An 18,198-nucleotide genomic window follows, 5' to 3' on the forward strand; every position below is an offset into this window, starting at 1 on the left:
GATGTCCTCGGCATAGAGCACCGCACTATGGAATACCTTAATAGATACTCAACTCGACGATTGTCACAGTATCAATCAGCGCCCATGTTGCGCTTTCCACGCGATAAACTCCGAGGGCCGTAAACCATAGCGTGCCAGAACACCTTCATGCAGCCTTCGCAACTCTTCAACAATCAGTGCCTGTACGGCCGATCGCTCTTGCTGCGGGACGTTCTCTGACACCGCTTGTTCAATGGTGCTGAGTGGATCAAGTTGGATCGACGTGACGACCCCACGGACAGTCTGTTTGATAAGATCCCGCCATGCTAGGCGAAGTGGGTCAGGTTCGGCGAGATCCCGCTTGATGGCAAGATATTCTTGGGTTGAACGTTCATAAGCCCACACGTACAGGTCGCGTAGCAGTTCGATGCGGGCCATTTCGTACACACCGAGGGTGGCGCGGCTGTAGGCCTGTTCTGGTACATCGAGGAAGGTGAGCGGGCAGAGGTTGCCACGAAACAGGGGGAGATTCGCGGCTAGGCGGGAAGTGCGTTTATTGATGTCGGCAAAAGGTTGTAGGTAGGGCAAGTGCACCATCATGAAAAACGATTGTTCAAACGGATCGTGGATCTGATTGGCTTTGCTCAGCACCTCGTCCAGCACCTCTTCGATTTGTTGTGCCGTGGATAACGGGCGATAGATACTTTTACTGATGTCGACAGCATGTTGGCGAATGCGCCCCTCATCGGCAGGGTTGGGTAGCAAGTTTTCCGCCAGGGCGCTGTGCAAGTTCATCAGGGTGTAGCGGTTAAATTCGGCACTGTCGATGTTTTCGACCAGTAACTCGATCGCGGTTTTATGGTTCAGGATCATCTGCGTTTCGATGGCTCCCTTACCCCGCGCGGCCTTGCCGTGCTCGATAAGTTCACGGGTGTCTAGCCTGCTATAGGTATTACCTTCCAGGTGGCTCGATGCCCATGATAAGTCGATCAACAAACGGTTCAGGATCGCTCGACTGTATGTGCCGGCAGGCTCATCGATGTCTGTGGTCTTGCCCATGTTGTGCAACTGACGGCGCAGTGATTCGGACAGGTAACAGGTTTCGTTGGGATGATATGCCTGCAAGAAATCATGCTGATAGCCCACGGGCTTGCGGGCTGGGAGGGGCTGGTCGATATAGGCAAGGATATCCAGGCTGTCGGCAGAGAGTGGGATGAACGCGGGGAAACTGTCCACCTTGGCTATCCGGGGCTCGGTATGGCTCTCGGAGTCAGCATGATAGCGGCGAGCCCGTCCTTCGCCTTGGGCTGTGATGTGGCCGCTTTCAATCAGCTTGGCTATCAGGCGCTGTGCGGTGCGTCTGGCTATGCTCGGGTGGCGGCCCAGCAGTTCAGCCAGCGTCAATCCGCTTTCGGATCCCCTGATAGTCTCTAGTAGGTCTGTGGTCGCTGACATCGTGTTTGTTGGCGCGTTTTTCATATATATGGCGCCATTTTGGCGCAGTTAACTAAACTGCGCCAGTTTTAGTGGCAAGTTTGGCGCAGTTTTGCGGTGGCTTCATAGGTTAACGTTTGGGGTTTGAAAGAGTCCTGCATCGTTGATGGTATGGTTTAGATGGGCTAGTTTAAAGGCGCAATGATACAGGGAGCCGCCTCGCCATGTCCTACGCTGCTTATCGTTCTGTTCGCCAGATCCGCCAACCGAAGGGGCTGATGGCCTCGCTGGCCTTGCCCCAGGAGCTTGTGGGGGCGCATCATCTCATTGTGGCTGGAATGGCTCCCTCCATCGTCAATGAACTGGCTGCGTTGCTGGGCTGCGACGTCAAGATAGTCTGTCAGCTGGTTGGCATTGACCGCTCGACGGTGACACGCAAGCGCACTGCGGCGGCCCTGCTGTCCCGCGCTCAGAGTGCCCGTATCTATTCATTCGTTAGTGTGATGGAGGCTGCGGAGTCGCTGTTCGAGGGGGACAGGGGGAAGGCGCTTGAGTGGTTGAACAAACCTGCCCGGGCGCTGGGAGGAAACCCTCCTGCTACTTTCCTGACGACCGCTGTCGGAGCTCAGGCAGTTATCGATCTCATCGGCCAGATTGAGCATGGCGTCGTCGTTTGATGGCGACCTATCTCGCTGAAGGCGTTACCGCTCGACAGCGGTGTCCAGCATGTGCAGGAGAAAGCCAAGTATTGTTCAATTGACGTCACCCGAGTCAGTCACATTCCCCCTTGCATATCGGCTAAATGATCCCGCTCCCTCGACGATTACCCACTTGGTGAATTGCATCTCCATTCCTGACTTCATTCACAGTACCTGCCTGCGGTAGGCCTGCCATGCGCAGGTTCAGAGGTTCGGTGTGTGGCTGAATCGGTTTATCGCTAAGGAACTGTTTGAAAACAAAATACATTTTTATGTAATGTGTTAGTAACGGGTGATACACGGGGTTTACATGAGGACGAAGGAGTCAGGGAACTATCAGATCCATCCGGCGTTAGTCGCGTTTCGTGAGGCGTGGTTGGAGTTGGGCTTCAAGACTGGGCTGCCGATTGCCGATCAATTCCATACGCTCTGGGAGTCAGCCATTATTCTCTATCGTCCCTTGTCGTCAGGCGATGATGTGGGCAGTGCGCTTATGATCGTAGGGCCATTGTTGCCAGTATTGTCTTGGCCGTCGCCAATCAAACCGCCGCCTGGGCAACGATTGATCCCCTGCGGGCTGAATGATGGTGAGGTCGAGCAGCATCTGGCCGGGGAGTGGCTGAGGTTGATGACGCTGTTAGGGGAGCCCCGTCTCATCGAATGCAGCCGACGAATTTTCAATCGCGTTCTGACAGACGAGCAGCGTCTTAACTGGTTTCAGAAGAAGCGGTTGTCTCAAGACTATTGGGCCAAGGTGTGCGGGTTGTCCCGGGAACAGCTGGCGCATGCTCAGGAGGCGCTGAGCAAGTCCCGGCAAAAAGACAAAAAGAACGGGATGGTATCGGTGCCCGAACCTAACTTCTTCTTGCAGAGGTTAGCCGATGAGTGATGACCTTTCGCAGGAGCAGGCAGTGGAGGGTCTTGACGCTGAACCCGCCCGTTCCCTTACCCGACAGCTGGTGTTTCCGGAGGCGTTGGCCGAGTGGCACCGGCAAATCCTTGAATCGTTGCAAGCCTGCTGTCAGGGGATCCTGGGATTGGATCCAACACTGACCGCGTTGTTGGCCGCCGAGCTGCAGTGGATCGATTCTGTCTCATCCAAAGAGATGCTGCCCCCATCGCCACTCTCTGCCATGCAAATGCGTGAGCGGTTGAGTAAAGATCGGAGACTCAGCCAATTCTATCTCGTTGACGCCATCTTGGCGGAATTGCGTAGTGGCCATAGCCTCAACGGTGAGCTATTTGCTCAGCTCAAGTCCGTGACGATCCTGGCCGTCTTGGCGTTATCACATATCAATTTTTCTCAGGGTATTGCCGAGCGGGACCAAACGGTCGAAGAGGCGCTGCGCAACGTCAGGCTGATGGCGAACAATCAACGTGAGGTGATGATTAAGGCCCTGTCTGAGGTCGATTTTACGCAGCCGATACTGACGCTATTGCAAGCCATCAAGATCCAGAGAGAGCAATATGCCAATAACAAGCAGGTGAGCGTCAATACAGGGGCCTTGGAGGCCCTACTGAGCCGACTCTATAAGGCGCGAGCCAAAGAGATCAAAACGGGTACCCGGTCAACCGGCGAACGCCAGCGGTTCCAACTGGAGGCGCGTTATCAAGAGCAGCTCGACGAGCAGACCCAAATCCTGTTGCTACGGGAGGTTCTGCTGCAGCGCGGCAAAGTCAAACTGACCGAGTGGGAGGGTGAAGAGGAGCGAGGAACCCTCCCTGAGCAGCAGACGCTGCTGGTGTCCTCTCAGCCACAGGGGTTGATGGATATTCAGGCGAGGGTTTTGCAAAGCGCCTCGGTAGCGCTCTCCATGTCGATGCGTCATCTGCAGTTGCCGGCCAACCTTTGGATTGCCACAGCGTCACAGATCACACGCCTCGTCGATGCCTTGATGCCTCAGGCGGTCGATGAAACGGCGTTGCCGGCGCTGTCGATCCTGCTGCAACTGGTGATGGGCACGAGTAGCGAGGACTTGCACAAGCTGCCGGTCTGGCCGAGTACTGAGATTAAATTGCCTGCTCCTGGCTCTCGATTTGCCGATGACGACGGACCCTCAAAGAATGCCAGTGGTATTTGGCGGCTTCCTCATGGGGCGTATCTACAACGCTATGTAGAGGTTGCCCACAGCCGAGTGCATAGGAAATTGCACTCTTTTTTGCCAAAGAGCGACTTATTCTTGCAGCTACCTTTGCCAAAATGGGCCACTCATTTATTGGTTGGACACGGTTGGAGGACATTGAGTAGTAGCGCGCAGGTGGATTGTTTAGCGCGAGCAAATGAGCGAGCTGGCACGGCCTTGACCATGCGACAGCTGCAAAACTACCAGCGTGCTTGGTTGCAAAGAGAGGGGATTGATAGCGCCATTGCCGGTATCCTGCGTGGCAAGGCGGCTCAGCAATGTTCCCCTATGGCCTACAGTCATGTGCCACGTAAAGACGTGTTGCAGATCTGGTGCCGTTATTTGGCCTCCATGGGGATGACCGCGGTGGTGCTGGCACCGGAATTAGAACAAGGAGCTGTCGGATCACGCCTCTATCCTAGCGTTGGCGAGCTTGCTCGACTCCTAGGAAATTATCAGCAGTACCTCTGTGCACGACTCAGTGGGTCACGGCAGCAGCGTCCAACGCTGACGCAATATCATAACCTCCTCGTGCGCCACAGTTTGTTGATCCTCCATCTTTCTACTGCCGCCAGGCCCGTGACGGAGATGTACGGCAGGCGTGGCGATTACTGCCTCATCAGTCGCTTTATCCGGCTGACAGACAAAGAGGGACGATCTGTGAGCTCGGCCAGGTTGGTGCCATTGTCAGCGTTGGCAGTGCAGCAACTGCAAGCCTGGGAGCGCTATTTGACATATTTGGCATGTCAGCGTGAGCCGCTGCTGGCGCCGTTAGTGTCGGCGGCGGAGCAAGCATTGAGTGGAGCTGGAGCGCTCCTGTTCTGGGCGGTCGAGGCCAAAGATGGCAGCCTGGAAGGCACAGAAATCGTCACCCCAAATTCGATGATGAGGCAGTTCGAAAATCTGTTGCCCCTGGCGCCAAACTGGCATCGCCATTCGGTGCGCAGCCACCTGCTGGAGCAAGGCGTGGCCACCGAGTTTATCGATGCGCTGCTTGGTCATGAGGAGATGGGGACAGAGTTCACAAACCAGTACAGTAGTGCGGCGTTGAGCGATCTATTTACCCTGACGGACGTGCTGGACAAATGGCATCAAACCCTCGGGTTGAAGGTGATGGGCGAATGGACAATCCACTGATCGATTGGCGTGAACAGCTTCGAAAGGAAGATGAGCGTGCAGCGAACGTTCTTCGGTCTGGTCGGGCTATGCGTCGGGATCGTCTCAAACGTGCTCAGGTGCAAATAGAGCGTCGAGCACTGGATGCGCTGTTGCAACATTTGCCCGGCCTATTCAAGGAGCCAGCCGATGTCCGAGGGTTTGAGTATCTGTGGCCATTGGCGATGAGCACGTTGACGGGCAAGTATAGGCGACAGTCTGAATTCAAGGCTGGGCTGCGAGCCATCCTGCTTTGCCTGCAGCAGGGCAATACCAGCGGGTATTGGCAGTTGCCGTTGCCGACAATCCCCCTGACGGTGCTTCGGCGCCCGCTACCTTACACTGAAAAGTGGTTTGACAAAGCGCAGCGCTGTAGTCAAGCGCTGCTGAACTGGCATAGACAGATCGAGGCCCGCGACACTAGCCTGATCGAAGCTGAAGATTTACTGGCCGACATTCTTCATAGCGCGGTGTTTTACTGCGGTGTACACCAGACGGCGATTTTGCACGCACTGATGCTGGCCATCGCTGAGCGGCGAAGATTATGCACGAATGGCTCAGTTGTTTGGTTGCCTTTGACGTTAGAGAGCAAGGCGTTGGCCACCAATGCGCACGATAGAGCAGGGAAGGGGGTTACCGAGCTCCAGATTTTCCTAAGCCTGCCGACTCTGGGGTTGGTACAGCGCTGGTATCGTCGGCGCGGCAAAACGTTTGAGCTTGCCGTTGAGCTCGACACATTCAGCTTATGGGCCCAGAGACATCTGACTGCACCCCTGCGCGGGATCAAAGAGTTTTGCCAAGGGGCGAGTCTGGTAACCGGTGGGCAAGCCGGGGTCCGCTGGCCACAGATCCTGACTCATGTGGCATCTGGGGCGTTACACAGTGTACCACTGCCTCATGAACACTGGCTTTCACTGCATCATCCGACGGTTGCGGATGGTCACCAAGTGGTGTGTTTGGCGCAGGAGGCGAGTACCGGATTAGTCGATAACCTGACGGCAGGCAGTTCCAAGCGTCGGCGCTACCATGGCGAAGACCACCCTTATTCATCCTTACTGGCTCGGTTGCGAACGGTGTTGGCGGAAAAGGAGAGCGCGACTCGCAAGCAGACGAAGGCAAGCTGCCTCGCAGGACTGAATCGGTTGCGCAATGAGCAGACCCTCAGCAAGTCAGAGCAGATCCTGGTCGGGTGGCTACATCAATGCATCGCAAAGAACAAAAACAAGCCTTCGACGCTGCGCAGTTACCTTAGTCGCGGTGGTCAGCAATGGCTTGTTCGGTGCTTTGATCATGATCTCGGCTTATGGGATGGCGATCGTTTTCTGAGCTGTTATCGAGCATTGCTGGAAGAGTATGGGGGGACTTCAAATCTGGTCGTCGACCCGGCGCTCTCTGGTGCGGTTGAACGGACGGACCTGGAAAGATCCTCCTCCGCAGAGCCGGAAAGTTCCTCTTCCGAGGCGCCCGTTAGCCAAAAGAATGCTGTCAGCTACATGGCTGCACGCTTGACCAGCCTGCACAGCTATGCGGTGGCGAGTTACCACTTGGCCCCATTGCCGGAGGAGCTGGTCCCGCGCGAGCGCCAGCGGCCCCATGTGCGTGCCACCTATCTCAGTGAACCTCTCTTTCGACAGTTGCTGCGTGGAATGGAGCGGATGACGCACACCTCATCGAGTTACCGAGAGTGTCTGAGCGCGTTATACATCGTGGCTTATCGTGCTGGACTGCGCTTGAGCGAGATCCAAAAGCTCAGGTTGAAAGATATCGAACGCAGTCCAGAGTGCTGGCTATATATTCGCGATACCCGGCTTGATGATGGCAAGAGTGACAGTGCCACCCGCAAGATCCCCCTGGGGGTCTTGCTGACCCCGGAAGAGCGTACTCGATTGGATGCGTACTTGTCTGGGTTATGGCCGCGAAAGGCGAAAAACGCGAACGCGCTGGCGTTTCCCTCACAGAGCGGTTGGTTGATACCGATGTCGGATGAAGAGATCAGGGGGCCGTTAACCAGTATCCTTCGGCAGGTTGGTGGGAAATACTATACCTTCCATCATCTGCGGCATACGGCATTGAGCCGCCTGCAACTGCTGCTACATCACGAAGCTCTGGCACTGCACAGTTTGCCAGGGTGGGCACATTTCCTGCCTTGGTCGGCCGCACAGTGTACCGCTATCTACCAGACCATCACACACTCATCCACTCAGGGGGATTATTGGGCGCTGGCCCAGTTTGCTGGCCATCAGAGCCCGGAGACGACGTTGCACTCATATTTGCATTTTACCCACTGGGTCAATGCAGCGTGTCTGTTGCAGGCCAAGTACGACTGGTCTTTGTCACTGCGACACCACTTCACCGGGCTGTCTCGTGCAAAGCTCACACAGAACGACTGGTTGGAGGGGCCCTTGACATGGCAGCGCTGCCGGGAGGCCCTGCTCCAGTCGCTTTCGCCTTATCTTCAACAGGTCTCCTGGGTCCTGATGGAGTGTGCACCTTACCCTCCCTTGGTTAAACACAAGCTGGATTTTGATGCCGCTCTGGAGCTGATCGCACGGTTCGCACGACATGAAGATATCACCGATCAACTCAATCGTTATCAACTCACACCCGCTATGGTCGATGAGTTAGTTGAAAAAATTCATTTACTTAAAGCATTTAAGACTCAGCGGGGAGCACAGCGATTGCTCTACTCAACGTCACATCATCTGAATTTGCTTCCTGGAGCCTTGCGCAGTCATAAGGAGCAAGTCGAACTCCGTAAAGTGGTTAAACTGGCTCGCCAGGTCTATCGCGAGCAACGAGCGGCTTTCATCGAATGGATTGGCTATCTGCTAGTCCGAAGCAATACTCGCAACACTGGGATCCCCTTCACGGATCCACAGATGTTGCAAGCCTTCCTGAGTGTGACGGTGTTACTGCTGCCAGCGACACGGATTGCGATCGAGGTACGATGTGGCGCCAAACGGAGTGAAAAAGCCCCATGGCGGGAGGTCATCTCACGCTATCGCGTGAAGAGTGAATTCATTGAAAAAAGTGGGGCTAACCGGGCACTACTGCGAATAATTCATCCTGACGAGGCGGGTATCTGTCAGCGTTCTACTGAGCGGCAGCAAAATGCTGACACGGTAAAACCAATGGCGCGCTACAGCACTCCGTTGCTACGGACAGTCGCCTATGTCGTGGCGCTGAAAGTAATGAGCATCCAAGAGCTGGTATCGCTAGGTAACAAGAAGAAAGCCGACTTTGCACGTCAAACCGCGCGTGAGCTTACAGATTGAACGTGCAACATGCTGAAATAGAATAAAATCTATTTGCTTCGCCATTTTGCCAGCTGCCTGACCACTGCGCGCTGCGCATCTGATGTGGATAGGCCCTGAAGGGGCAGGAATTGCTCTGCTTGCCGGCGCTGCTGTCGAGGGCTGAACCAGCTTTTCCCATCCTTATCCATGTTCCAAGGGCTCGAAACGGCGCATTGGAGTATTGGCAAAAAGTCATCCGTCGTTGCGTCGTGTGATAGCTGGCCACGCAACTGAGCGCGCCAGCGTTTGTGCCAAATCCGCTTGTCTTCAGCTTCAGACGTCGCTGTTGTGTAGCCAAACATGGGGGTCTTTCGTCGACTTCGGCTCATTTCTTGCCCTCATAATGCGTTTCGTTTGAGGTAGCTCGTGGCTCTTCACTTTTGCACTGCCAAGTGTGTTCGACGAAAGCGGGTTGAGGACTTGACGCTTTGTCTGCGTCCTAGCTCTCAGTTGGTAAAGATAGCTATCGTTAATCAACGAACTCATACAGATCTTCAATCTTTACATTGAGATAACGGCATAATGTTTCAATAGCATCAAGTTCTATTCTAGTCGCAGTTTCGTTGTACATGCGCGTAATCGTGCCTCTGTTGAGTCCTGTCTCTCTGGCAACATCGGCAATTTTTAGCCGTTTCTCACCCATGATCTTGGATAAATGACACTTAATCATGCTCTCTCCGTAACCAAAATGATCTCCTGAAGATTAAAATGGCTTGCAATTGTGTTTTCTTGTGTCTAGATTGTTCTGCAGGAGATCAATTTAATCTCCAAGTTAGATAAATCAGCGTTTGGAGAATGATTATGGCATACACCTACCTGACAACAGAAGAGCTCTCTGCTCGCATCAAGTTCGATCCACGTACTATCCGCAATCAGCTGAAAGACTCTGTCCTGCTCGAAGGGCTGCACTATATTCGCCCGTTTGGCGGTCGTAAGTTGTTGTTTCTCTGGGAGCCTATCGAAGAGGAAATGCTCAAGCACAGCGCAATGTTCGAGTCGTTTCAGGGCTAGGGGAGGTGGATTCTTATGGCAACAGTATATAGCCTTAACCAATTGCTTTACCTCGATTTTTGCTTCAAGGGGAAGCGCTGTCGTGAGCGCACTGGGTTACCCGATACAAGCCAAAATCGCCACAAACTGAAGCAGTATTGTGAACGGTTGGAGGCACAAATCACCCTCGGGCAGTTTGATTTTTGCAAAACCTTCCCAAACAGCCCGCGTTGTGGCTACTTCACCAAACTGGCCGAGCGGGAAGCCGTGTTGCGGGCTGGGTGCCCTCTGTTGTCTGATTTTGCTGAGCAGTGGTACCAGGAAAAATCGGCCGAGTGGCGAACCTCCCAGCAGGAGACCATCCGCGACATTCTTGATTGCCATCTGCTGCCGCACTTTGGCAATCAGCCGCTGAGCGTGATCGATAAGTCTGCGATCTTGGCATTCAGGACAATGATCGCTCGTTTGCCCGGGAGAGGTGGCAAGCCGATCTCAGCCTCACGGGTCAACCACATCATGACGCCGCTTCGCATGATGTTGGCAGATGCGGCAGATCGGTTCGGTTTTGACTCGCCCTGGCGCAATATCCGAGCACTCAAGATCCCCCGTAGCAACATCATGCCCTTCAGTCTTGAAGAGATTGGTCGACTGCTGGCAGTGGTGAGGGCTGACTTTCGCCCTTATTACACCATCCGGTTTTTTACCGGGCTACGTTCGAGCGAGATCCACGGTTTAACCTGGCGCCACATCGATTTCGAGCGCCGGCAGATCCTGGTGTATCAGGCATGGGTCCGCAATGAACTGATCCCGACGAAAACCGATGGCTCCTATCGCGCGGTGCAGATGAGTGAGCAGGTTTATCAGGCATTTCTCACTCAACGCGACCGCTACGATGGCAAGGTCTCACCAGATGGGTTTGTTTTCTGCACGAAGCACGGCAGCCCGTTCGAGGATCGCAATGTGGCCAATCGGGTGTGGTACCCATTGCTGTCGTTGTTAAAGCTGGAGAAGCGCAAGCCCTATCAGACAAGGCATACCGCCGCCACGCTCTGGCTCGCGGCAGGTGAGAGCCCTGAGTGGATAGCAAAGCAACTGGGCCATAACAGCACTCAGATGTTATTCCGGGTCTATTCCCGTTACGTGCCTGATCTGTCGGGTCGGGATGGGCATGCCTTTGAGCAGATGTTGGCGGGATTCGAGCAGCAGCGGCTTGCCTCGAAGGCGCTGGCGGAAAGGTGGGATTCACAGGATGGGGAGGCGGGTCATGGTACACGTCACTGAATATGCGGATTGCGGCGAACTGATGTGGGCAACCAGACTGGCGGATAGCGAGGGCGAGTATGAGTGTTGGGAATTGTTATCGCCAAAGGCCGTCCATCGAGTCTCGGTCTCAGATAAATGCATGGCAACTATTGCGCCGTCGGGGCAGCTGGTACTGGCAATGCTGGGGATGGAGCAGCAGTCTGTCACATTGCGCAGTTGTCGCGCTCTGGAAGGCATCACAGGGGACGAGGGGCGTCAACTGTGGGAGTTTCACCTTGGTTTGGCCCTCAATGAGTCGCATGGCCAGATGATCCAGGCACTGTGGCGCTTCTATGCCATGTTACCGCCCGGCGGGTTACGGCGCTTTTCCCTCGGGATCCTACGTGACCGGCGTTTTATCACCGGGTTTTATCGAGGCAGGGCGAGCCATCACCATCATCATGACCATGTGGGTGGCTTGCTGGAGCACAGTGTAGAAGTGGCGATGACAGCCAGGATGTTGTGTCGTCAATACCGGCTTGATGGACGCACCGCCGACGTCGCCTTCCTAGGGGGATTGCTGCACGATGTGGGCAAACTCTACCTCTACTACAACGTGGAAGCCGGAGAGGGGATCTGCTCCCAGCATGAAGCCCTGAACTTCATGAAGTTGGAGCCACACCTGCAAAGTCTGATGAGCCAGGATCCCCGGGCATTTGAAGCCCTGTCGGCCTGCTTGTCCGCATCGATTGGCAAGCCGCTTATCCAGTATATGCCGGAGACTATCGTCAAGATGGCGGATCGATTATCGGCCGAAGTATTCAACTGGCGCAGGGTGTTTGCAGGATTGCCCGATTTTTACTGGTTTCGGAAATCGACCAGCGATACGCGGATTTACAAGCGGCTGGATTGATGGCGTGGTCGTGGGCTTAAACCGGTTTTAAAGAAGAGCTGGCAAGATGGCATCACCCACAACGTCCGATGGGGCTCTTGCCGGGGGCAAACAGGTTGCGTGTTGAGATAATGCGGGAGGCAATATGTTGGTAAAAGCGATAGTTCCGACGGAGCAGGTCGTAGATGTGATCTGTGATGTGTGTGGTGACAGCACGACAAAGACAATGGCACAGGAATACGGCACATTGTCAGCCCACTGGGGGTATGGCTCGGTACGGCACGATGGCGAGAGATACGAAGTGCATCTCTGTGAAGATTGTTTCTTTGAGACGCTCGCGTCTTTGCGTCAAAGCCATCGCTCGCAGAATATGTTTGAGGACGATTATGTGCCAGCCGACCCTGATCGTTTTGGTCGGGTGGAATGACGGATAAACAGTCAGGTGCTCGTAGTGGCGTCGTGAGCTGGGCCACTACAAAGCACCAGCCCGCTATGAAATTTGCAAATCTGCATTCTTGAGCTTAAAGACACAGCCTTGCCGGATCAGCTCCTCCCGGTTGGCGAGCACCAGTGGGTAGAGCAGGGGATTATTAGCATGTTCCCCGTTGTAGCTCACCTGCATCCGCTCCAGGGCGTAATGCATCAAGGGGACGCGCTGTTCTATCAGCAACTTGCCGTCGGTCATCGCATAGTCGCTGGCGATAATGGCCTGCTGTTCATCACCCAGACAGGGATTGGGGGTCACCACAGCGACCACCCGATTGTTCCACTCCAGATCCTGATCTCGACCGTGGGCCGAAGCGTCGAGTAGCTCCGGCTTGCCCCGAAAGCGGCTCATCACAAAGTCCAGATAATCCCTCTTCTTCTCGCAATACGCCCGCACATGCCAGCGAATGCCGTCATAGACCAAGGTATGGGGAACTATATTGCGCCCGCTACGCTCGGCCGAACTGAGCGACACATAATCCACATCCACCCGTAACTGGCTGCGGGCCGCCTGCACCAGACCGCGTACGATGACGGGGTCTATATGGCGGTTAGGCACATCCAGGATCTCGATATGGCCGTAACGCAGGTCCATCAGTGGCAGCGCCAAGACACCTGCCTCATGCTGGCGCTGATGCTGCTTCTCTCGGTGCAGCAGCAACAGATACTCATCCACCTTGCCTTCGCTAAAGCGAGGGCTGAACTGGGCGGTAGGTTTGTAGCCCTTGAGATTGCGGTCGTACTCCAGCCCTTGTGGCGAGACCTCCTGGATATAGCGGTTGATATCCCTCGACGCCTGCTGGCGGCCAATGTTGAAGGCAGTTGCAGAGGTGGTTGGTGGTTAGGCGGCCTTCCCACATCAACACGATCTCCAGCAGTCGAAAACGCAAAGTCTGATCCCAGGTGAGCGCCCCAGCGGTCATATGTGCTCCAAAATGCGACATGTGAATGTAACCAGTATCGGCATGAGTATACAGGCGACATATACTGGCAGCACCAATTGTGTAGAGCAAAGGAGAGGGAAAGTGCGAACAAGTATCCCACGAACAAAAAATGAAAATTTTAGTCATTTAATATCAATGGGTTACCAGTAAATGCTCTCGTGCCATATGACTTATTCGCACCTTCCTTAGGCGAATGGGTCGCTAGGCTGGAGGCCGGCCATCACCATCATGTGGTCCTTATCGCCTTGGCCAACAAGATAATGCGAATTTGCTGGAAAGTACTGACATCCGGCAGGGATTACCAACCCTATCCCAACGCAAGCGCAGCCGTTTAACAGATATAACTCATACCCGGTTTTGCGAGCCAAAAACAGATGACAGAAGCGTTCACCCCACGACGTTGCAGCCTGGCTAAAAAAGCAGTCTCTCATGACTGGTAGCTTTATTAGGACGACGACGTGCGGATCCCATCAAGGCCAGAGCCGGAAAACGGCTCACAGATAGGCCGGATACATTGACGCAAACGACTTCTGGAAATCAGTTCAAGCTTGCAGATAAGGAGCAGACCATACATTTTTTAGAATGTCCTTTTCGCGCTCGAGCCGGTTGATGCGGGCTTCCAGCTCCTGGATTTTCTGCTGCTCCGGGGTCAGCGCTTTGCCGATAGGGGTGGTGCCGGTTCGTTCGGATTGAAGCTGCTGAACCCATCGGCGAAGTATGGTTTCACCGACATCCAGTGAACGGCTGGCTTCGGGGACAGAGTATCCCTGGTCGAGCACCAGGGATGCGGCTTCGAGTTTGAATTCAGCAGTAAATGAGTGACGTAATCTTGTCATTGAACACCTCAAGTCATGGTGGCGACTGTACCACCTAAAACGGTGTCCGGGATGATTAGACCATATATGGACGCCCCCGGGTTGTGCAAGAACTGAACTGATACGGTTTGCGACCATATATCCGGCGTTATGATGGGATTAACTCCCTCGCCATGATGTCATCCGAGCCTTGCTTCCTTATCACTACACCGGTATATGCATACCCAGGTCTAATTCAGGCTGTTACAAGGACGGTACCCGTTTCTTCATCAGTGCCTGCAAACTCAGTAACGTAGATTTTCTAAGCAAATATCAAATTAACTTCCTGCAAAATCTCTGTTCATACTGAAATCAACCGAGTCAGTTAGTACACGCCAGATGATCCGAGTTAACTTATTTGCCAGGGCGACAGTGGCTTTCAAGAAGCCACGCCGCAATTCAATTGCCTTCACCCATCTCCCTAAACTGTCATCCCGTTTTTGCACACAACGCATCACCGCTCGAGCGCCATGGATGATCAAGGTCCTCAAGTTACGATTACCGTTCTTGGTCATGGATGAAAGCCGTTGTTTTCCACCTGAACTGTGCTGTCGAGGGACTAAGCCACACCAAGCAGAAAGCTCACGGCCGCTGGAAAACTGGGTGGCATCAACCTCACTGACCACCGCAGCGGCAATCAGTGGCCCGACACCAGGAATGGTCAATAAGTGGTGATAGGCAACCTGCTGGCTGGACAGTTCAGCTAGTTCCTTATCCAAGACATCAATCCGTTCAGTGAGCATCTGCATATCTTCTCGTAACAGGCTCAGTAGTCGGCGAAGCGTGAAGGTTATCGTATTGTCTCCGTCTTCAAGCACTTCTGGCAGTTGTCGTTGCAGGCGTTGTAACCCGGCTGGAATAATGACTCCGTACTCGGCAAGTAATGCCCGTAGTTGGTTAGCCAGAGCGGTTCGCTGCTCAACTATGAGCTGGCGAGCACTACGTAACGCCTTGATATCTTGTTGTTCTGTAGTTTTAACTGAGACGAAGTGGATCCCTGGTCGGCAAGCTGTTTCACAAATAGCTAATGCATCGTTGGCATCATTCTTCTGGTGTCTTGCAAAGGCTTTGACATGCTGTGTGGGAATGAGCTTTACGTCATAGCCCATCGATATCAGTGCTCGTCCCCAGAAATGAGATGTTGAGCAAGCTTCCATAGCAATCAGTGTTTGCGGTGGAAACTGGCGCAACGTGTGGAGCAGTTTCTGGCGAGATATTTTACGATTCCAGGCAACAGAACCATCAGCCATCCATACACACACCTGAAAAACAGACTTAGCAATATCGATTCCAACTACTTTGATCGTGTTCATGTGGTGATCCCCCAAGTTGAACGCTGTCAGCCTAAGTATGAAACTGACCGCGCAGGGAGGGGGCGTCCATCACATCACTACATGTTGCTGTTTATGGTAGCGTTTAATTTTAAGCTTTGGGAAATCAACAAGAAGGCATAGCGAATGATCCCCTCTGGCAAACCAAGCCGACTGTCGCCGAGGCTAATCCCTCTTGTGGTTTTTTTGATCGGCCTGTGCTCCACCGTAGTGCTTTACCAACTCATCGTCGAGTCCGTCTATCAACGACAACAGGTCTACTTCGACTTCCGCGCCCGGGAGGCTGCTGAGCGCATCGAGAACCGCATGGCCACCTACCAGCAGGTCCTGCGGGGCACGGCCGGGTTCTTTGATGTGCATCATGATGTCGGACGTGAAGATTTCCGAAGGTATTCCGATCGCCAGGCTCTGGACCAGTACCTGCCTGGCATCCAAGGCGTGGGCTTCGCCAGGGCCATCCGGCCTGCCGATCTGCAAACCCACATCGATCAGGTCCGCGCCGAAGGCTTTCCCTCTTACACGGTGCAACCAGCAGGCCAACGAGACCTGTATTCCTCGATCGTGTATCTGGAGCCGTTTTCGGGACGCAACCTGCGTGCCTTCGGCTTCGACATGTATTCAGAACCCGTGCGGCGCGAGGCCATGCAGCGCTCGGTAGATACGGGTGCCATCGCGCTTTCGGGGCGTGTGCGTCTCGTGCAGGAAACGGGGGTTCAGGAGCAGTCGGGGTTCCTGATCTACCAGGCGATCTACGCTACTGACCAGCCAGCGGCAACCGTAGCAGAGCGCCGGGAACAACTGCGCGGCTGGGTCTATGCACCGTTTCGCATGACAGACTTCCTGCATGGTCTCCTCGGAGAGCAGGAGCGTGACCTGATCATCGACATCTTCGACGGCGAAGAGATGGTTGAAGCGACACGAACTCACTTTGGCAGTTCAGGGCGTACCGATATCCGTCCAGGGTTTGAATCGGTGCATCGGCTGCGCATGATGGGACAAACCTGGACCGTTCGCGTGCATGGCAGCACGAGCCTTCTGCAACGGGTGGACAGAGGGCTACCGATCGTGATCGCGGTAACCGGTGTCTTGCTCAGTGCCATGCTGGCTGGGCTGATGTTTTTGCTGGTGTCGGGTCGGTCCCGGGCAGAAGCGGCGGCCCGCGCGATGACAGAAGGCCTGTCTCTGGAGAGGTCTCGATTGAGCGCCATTCTTGAAGGCACCCGGGTCGGCACCTGGGAGTGGAATGTCCAGAGCGGTGAAACCGTCTTCAATGAGGAATGGGCGAGGATCGTTGGATACAAGCTCCAAGAGCTTGAGCCGATCTCCATCGTCACCTGGGTAAAGCTCACGCATCCGGAAGATCTGCAAAAGTCAGAACAGCTGCTCAAGCAGCACTTTGCGGGGGAGTTACCGTTCTACGAGTGTGAGGCCAGAATGCGCCACAAGGATGGGCACTGGATCTGGGTGCTGGACCGCGGGAAGGTGGGGAAATGGGATCGGGATGGCAAGCCTCTCATCATGTACGGTACCCATCAGGACATCAGCCGGTCCAGACAGGAGCTGGATACCTATCACCATCGAGCGCATCATGACGTATTGACCGATCTACCCAACCGGGTCTTACTCGGTGAACGCATACAGCAGGCGCTTGCATTGGCAGAGCGCGAGAACACGCATCTGGCTGTGCTGTTCATGGATCTGGATGGGTTCAAGTCGGTCAACGACACCCATGGCCACGAAGCGGGGGATGTAGTGCTAAAGACCGTGGCCCGCCGTCTCCTGTGTTGCATCCGTGCCTCCGACACGCTCGCCAGGGTGGGAGGCGATGAGTACGTGGCCTTGCTGCAACACGTCAGCGACGAACAGGAGGCGCTCAAAAAGGCCAGCCTGTTCATCTCGGAGGTCCGCCGACCAATCCCCTTGCCTGCGGGTGGCGAAGCACGAATTTCCATTAGTGTCGGTATCGCGCTCTACCCTCAGCATGGAACGACCATCGAGGTGCTCAGCGAGCATGCCGATCAGGCGATGTATCAGGTCAAGAAAGGCTCCAAGAATGGAGCCTTGGTGCATCAGGATAGCGGCTCGGTGTAGCTCTGCGTTCCCGTAGCGTTTAAACGCACCCTGATCGACAACTCCAGATCTTGTGTTGCCGGCGACAGCGTCCACGCATGAAGTTGGTCCATCACGACCGATCAGGCATTGACCGCCGATTGCTTCGAGCAACTGGCCCCACAGATGACCGCCAAGGGCTGGAAAGGGAAGCCGCAGAATTCGGGAAGAATCGTACGCTAAGCCGACTTGGCTTAAGTGCGTTTCCTGTTCCACTGCTCCCTATTCGGGATTTGGGGAGCAATGGAACCAAAACCCAACGTAGGCCCGCCGCGAACGTCCAGTTGAAGTACGCCCTAACTAGGCGTCAGGCCGGAACCTTGGGCCGCGTCAGGATAGGGCCGATTCCAGCATTTTCTGACGCCTCGCCGGCAACCTCTAAATAACTGATCCCAATAGTGCTACACCTTCGCTGTGCCATAGCCATTCCCCGGGAAAGGAGACACGGTATCCATGAAGTGTTTCACTCGGGCCAGCAGGTTTGCCATCCCTCTGCATTGATGATTGCGCGTGATGGTTTCATGTAACTTGTGCCATAGCCGTTCTATGTGATTAACCCAAGGGCTGTAAACTGGCTGGAACACCAGGCAGAACTTGGGATTCTTCTTCAACCATCGCTCGGTCTGTTTGCTTTTGTGAATGATGTAGTTATCGAGGATCAACGT

At 54.6% G+C, this 18,198-nt stretch carries 14 protein-coding genes and 1 pseudogene; 9 read left to right on the forward strand and 6 right to left on the reverse strand.

Annotated elements, in window-relative coordinates:
* Positions 1–75: 75 nt before the first annotated feature.
* On the reverse strand, positions 76–1,383 hold the full coding sequence (locus AB5Y50_RS04465) for a Fic family protein (protein ID WP_021140687.1): 1,308 nt from the start codon (positions 1,381–1,383) through the stop codon (positions 76–78).
* A gap of 254 nt (positions 1,384–1,637) precedes the next feature.
* On the opposite strand from AB5Y50_RS04465, the gene AB5Y50_RS04470 reads away from it, so the two are divergent.
* The 4 genes from AB5Y50_RS04470 (at position 1,638) to AB5Y50_RS04485 (ending at position 8,664) form a co-directional block, all read left to right on the forward strand.
* Positions 1,638–2,090, forward strand: coding sequence for an antitoxin Xre/MbcA/ParS toxin-binding domain-containing protein (locus AB5Y50_RS04470; protein WP_021140686.1), 453 nt, complete (start codon positions 1,638–1,640; stop codon positions 2,088–2,090).
* Between the two features lie 331 nt (positions 2,091–2,421).
* Positions 2,422–3,000 carry a hypothetical protein gene (locus AB5Y50_RS04475; RefSeq protein ID WP_021140685.1) on the forward strand — a complete coding sequence of 193 codons (579 nt, stop codon included), beginning with the start codon at positions 2,422–2,424 and terminating at the stop codon, positions 2,998–3,000.
* Positions 2,993–5,371, forward strand: a complete 2,379-nt coding sequence (locus AB5Y50_RS04480; protein WP_043171236.1) for a site-specific integrase — start codon at positions 2,993–2,995, stop codon at positions 5,369–5,371. The genes AB5Y50_RS04475 and AB5Y50_RS04480 overlap by 8 nt, the downstream gene beginning before the upstream one ends.
* Positions 5,356–8,664, forward strand: a complete 3,309-nt coding sequence (locus AB5Y50_RS04485; RefSeq protein WP_335819821.1) for a tyrosine-type recombinase/integrase — start codon at positions 5,356–5,358, stop codon at positions 8,662–8,664. Before AB5Y50_RS04480 ends, AB5Y50_RS04485 begins: the two co-directional genes overlap by 16 nt.
* A 490-nt stretch (positions 8,665–9,154) precedes the next feature.
* Here the strand turns inward: AB5Y50_RS04485 and AB5Y50_RS04490 are convergent, their stop codons facing one another.
* Entirely contained in the window at positions 9,155–9,355 is a 201-nt protein-coding gene (locus AB5Y50_RS04490; RefSeq protein WP_010674971.1) for a helix-turn-helix transcriptional regulator, read from the reverse strand.
* 131 nt (positions 9,356–9,486) lie between these two features.
* On the opposite strand from AB5Y50_RS04490, the gene AB5Y50_RS04495 reads away from it, so the two are divergent.
* From AB5Y50_RS04495 to AB5Y50_RS04510, 4 genes are all read left to right on the forward strand, one after another.
* The gene (locus AB5Y50_RS04495) at positions 9,487–9,696 is read left to right on the forward strand and encodes a hypothetical protein (RefSeq protein ID WP_021140683.1); all 210 of its coding nucleotides are present in this window, start codon (positions 9,487–9,489) and stop codon (positions 9,694–9,696) included.
* 15 nt (positions 9,697–9,711) lie between these two features.
* The gene (locus tag AB5Y50_RS04500) at positions 9,712–10,956 is read left to right on the forward strand and encodes a tyrosine-type recombinase/integrase (protein ID WP_111897002.1); all 1,245 of its coding nucleotides are present in this window, start codon (positions 9,712–9,714) and stop codon (positions 10,954–10,956) included.
* Positions 10,940–11,830, forward strand: coding sequence for an HDOD domain-containing protein (locus AB5Y50_RS04505; RefSeq protein ID WP_223916935.1), 891 nt, complete (start codon positions 10,940–10,942; stop codon positions 11,828–11,830). Before AB5Y50_RS04500 ends, AB5Y50_RS04505 begins: the two co-directional genes overlap by 17 nt.
* A 124-nt stretch (positions 11,831–11,954) precedes the next feature.
* The gene (locus tag AB5Y50_RS04510; protein WP_010674967.1) at positions 11,955–12,236 is read left to right on the forward strand and encodes a hypothetical protein; all 282 of its coding nucleotides are present in this window, start codon (positions 11,955–11,957) and stop codon (positions 12,234–12,236) included.
* Positions 12,237–12,299: 63 nt separating this feature from the next.
* Here AB5Y50_RS04510 and AB5Y50_RS04515 read toward each other — a convergent pair whose 3' ends face one another.
* From AB5Y50_RS04515 to AB5Y50_RS04525, 3 genes and pseudogenes are all read right to left on the reverse strand, one after another.
* Positions 12,300–12,971: a WYL domain-containing protein gene (locus tag AB5Y50_RS04515; RefSeq protein WP_232092378.1), complete on the reverse strand. Its 672-nt coding sequence runs from the start codon at positions 12,969–12,971 to the stop codon at positions 12,300–12,302.
* Positions 12,972–13,814: 843 nt separating this feature from the next.
* A pseudogene (locus AB5Y50_RS04520) lies at positions 13,815–14,075 on the reverse strand (transposase); the annotation flags it as partial.
* Positions 14,076–14,371: 296 nt separating this feature from the next.
* On the reverse strand, positions 14,372–15,406 hold the full coding sequence (locus tag AB5Y50_RS04525) for an IS110 family transposase (protein WP_368162420.1): 1,035 nt from the start codon (positions 15,404–15,406) through the stop codon (positions 14,372–14,374).
* Between the two features lie 144 nt (positions 15,407–15,550).
* On the opposite strand from AB5Y50_RS04525, the gene AB5Y50_RS04530 reads away from it, so the two are divergent.
* Entirely contained in the window at positions 15,551–17,515 is a 1,965-nt protein-coding gene (locus tag AB5Y50_RS04530) for a CHASE domain-containing protein (RefSeq protein ID WP_182788677.1), read from the forward strand.
* A 419-nt stretch (positions 17,516–17,934) separates the two neighbouring features.
* Here AB5Y50_RS04530 and AB5Y50_RS04535 read toward each other — a convergent pair.
* Positions 17,935–18,198, reverse strand: a 264-nt coding sequence (locus AB5Y50_RS04535) for a transposase (protein WP_368162421.1), incomplete at its 5' end; no start/stop codon positions are given.

This window comes from Aeromonas sp. s6, from assembly GCF_040907815.1.
Taxonomy (GTDB): Bacteria; Pseudomonadota; Gammaproteobacteria; order Enterobacterales; family Aeromonadaceae; genus Aeromonas; species Aeromonas caviae.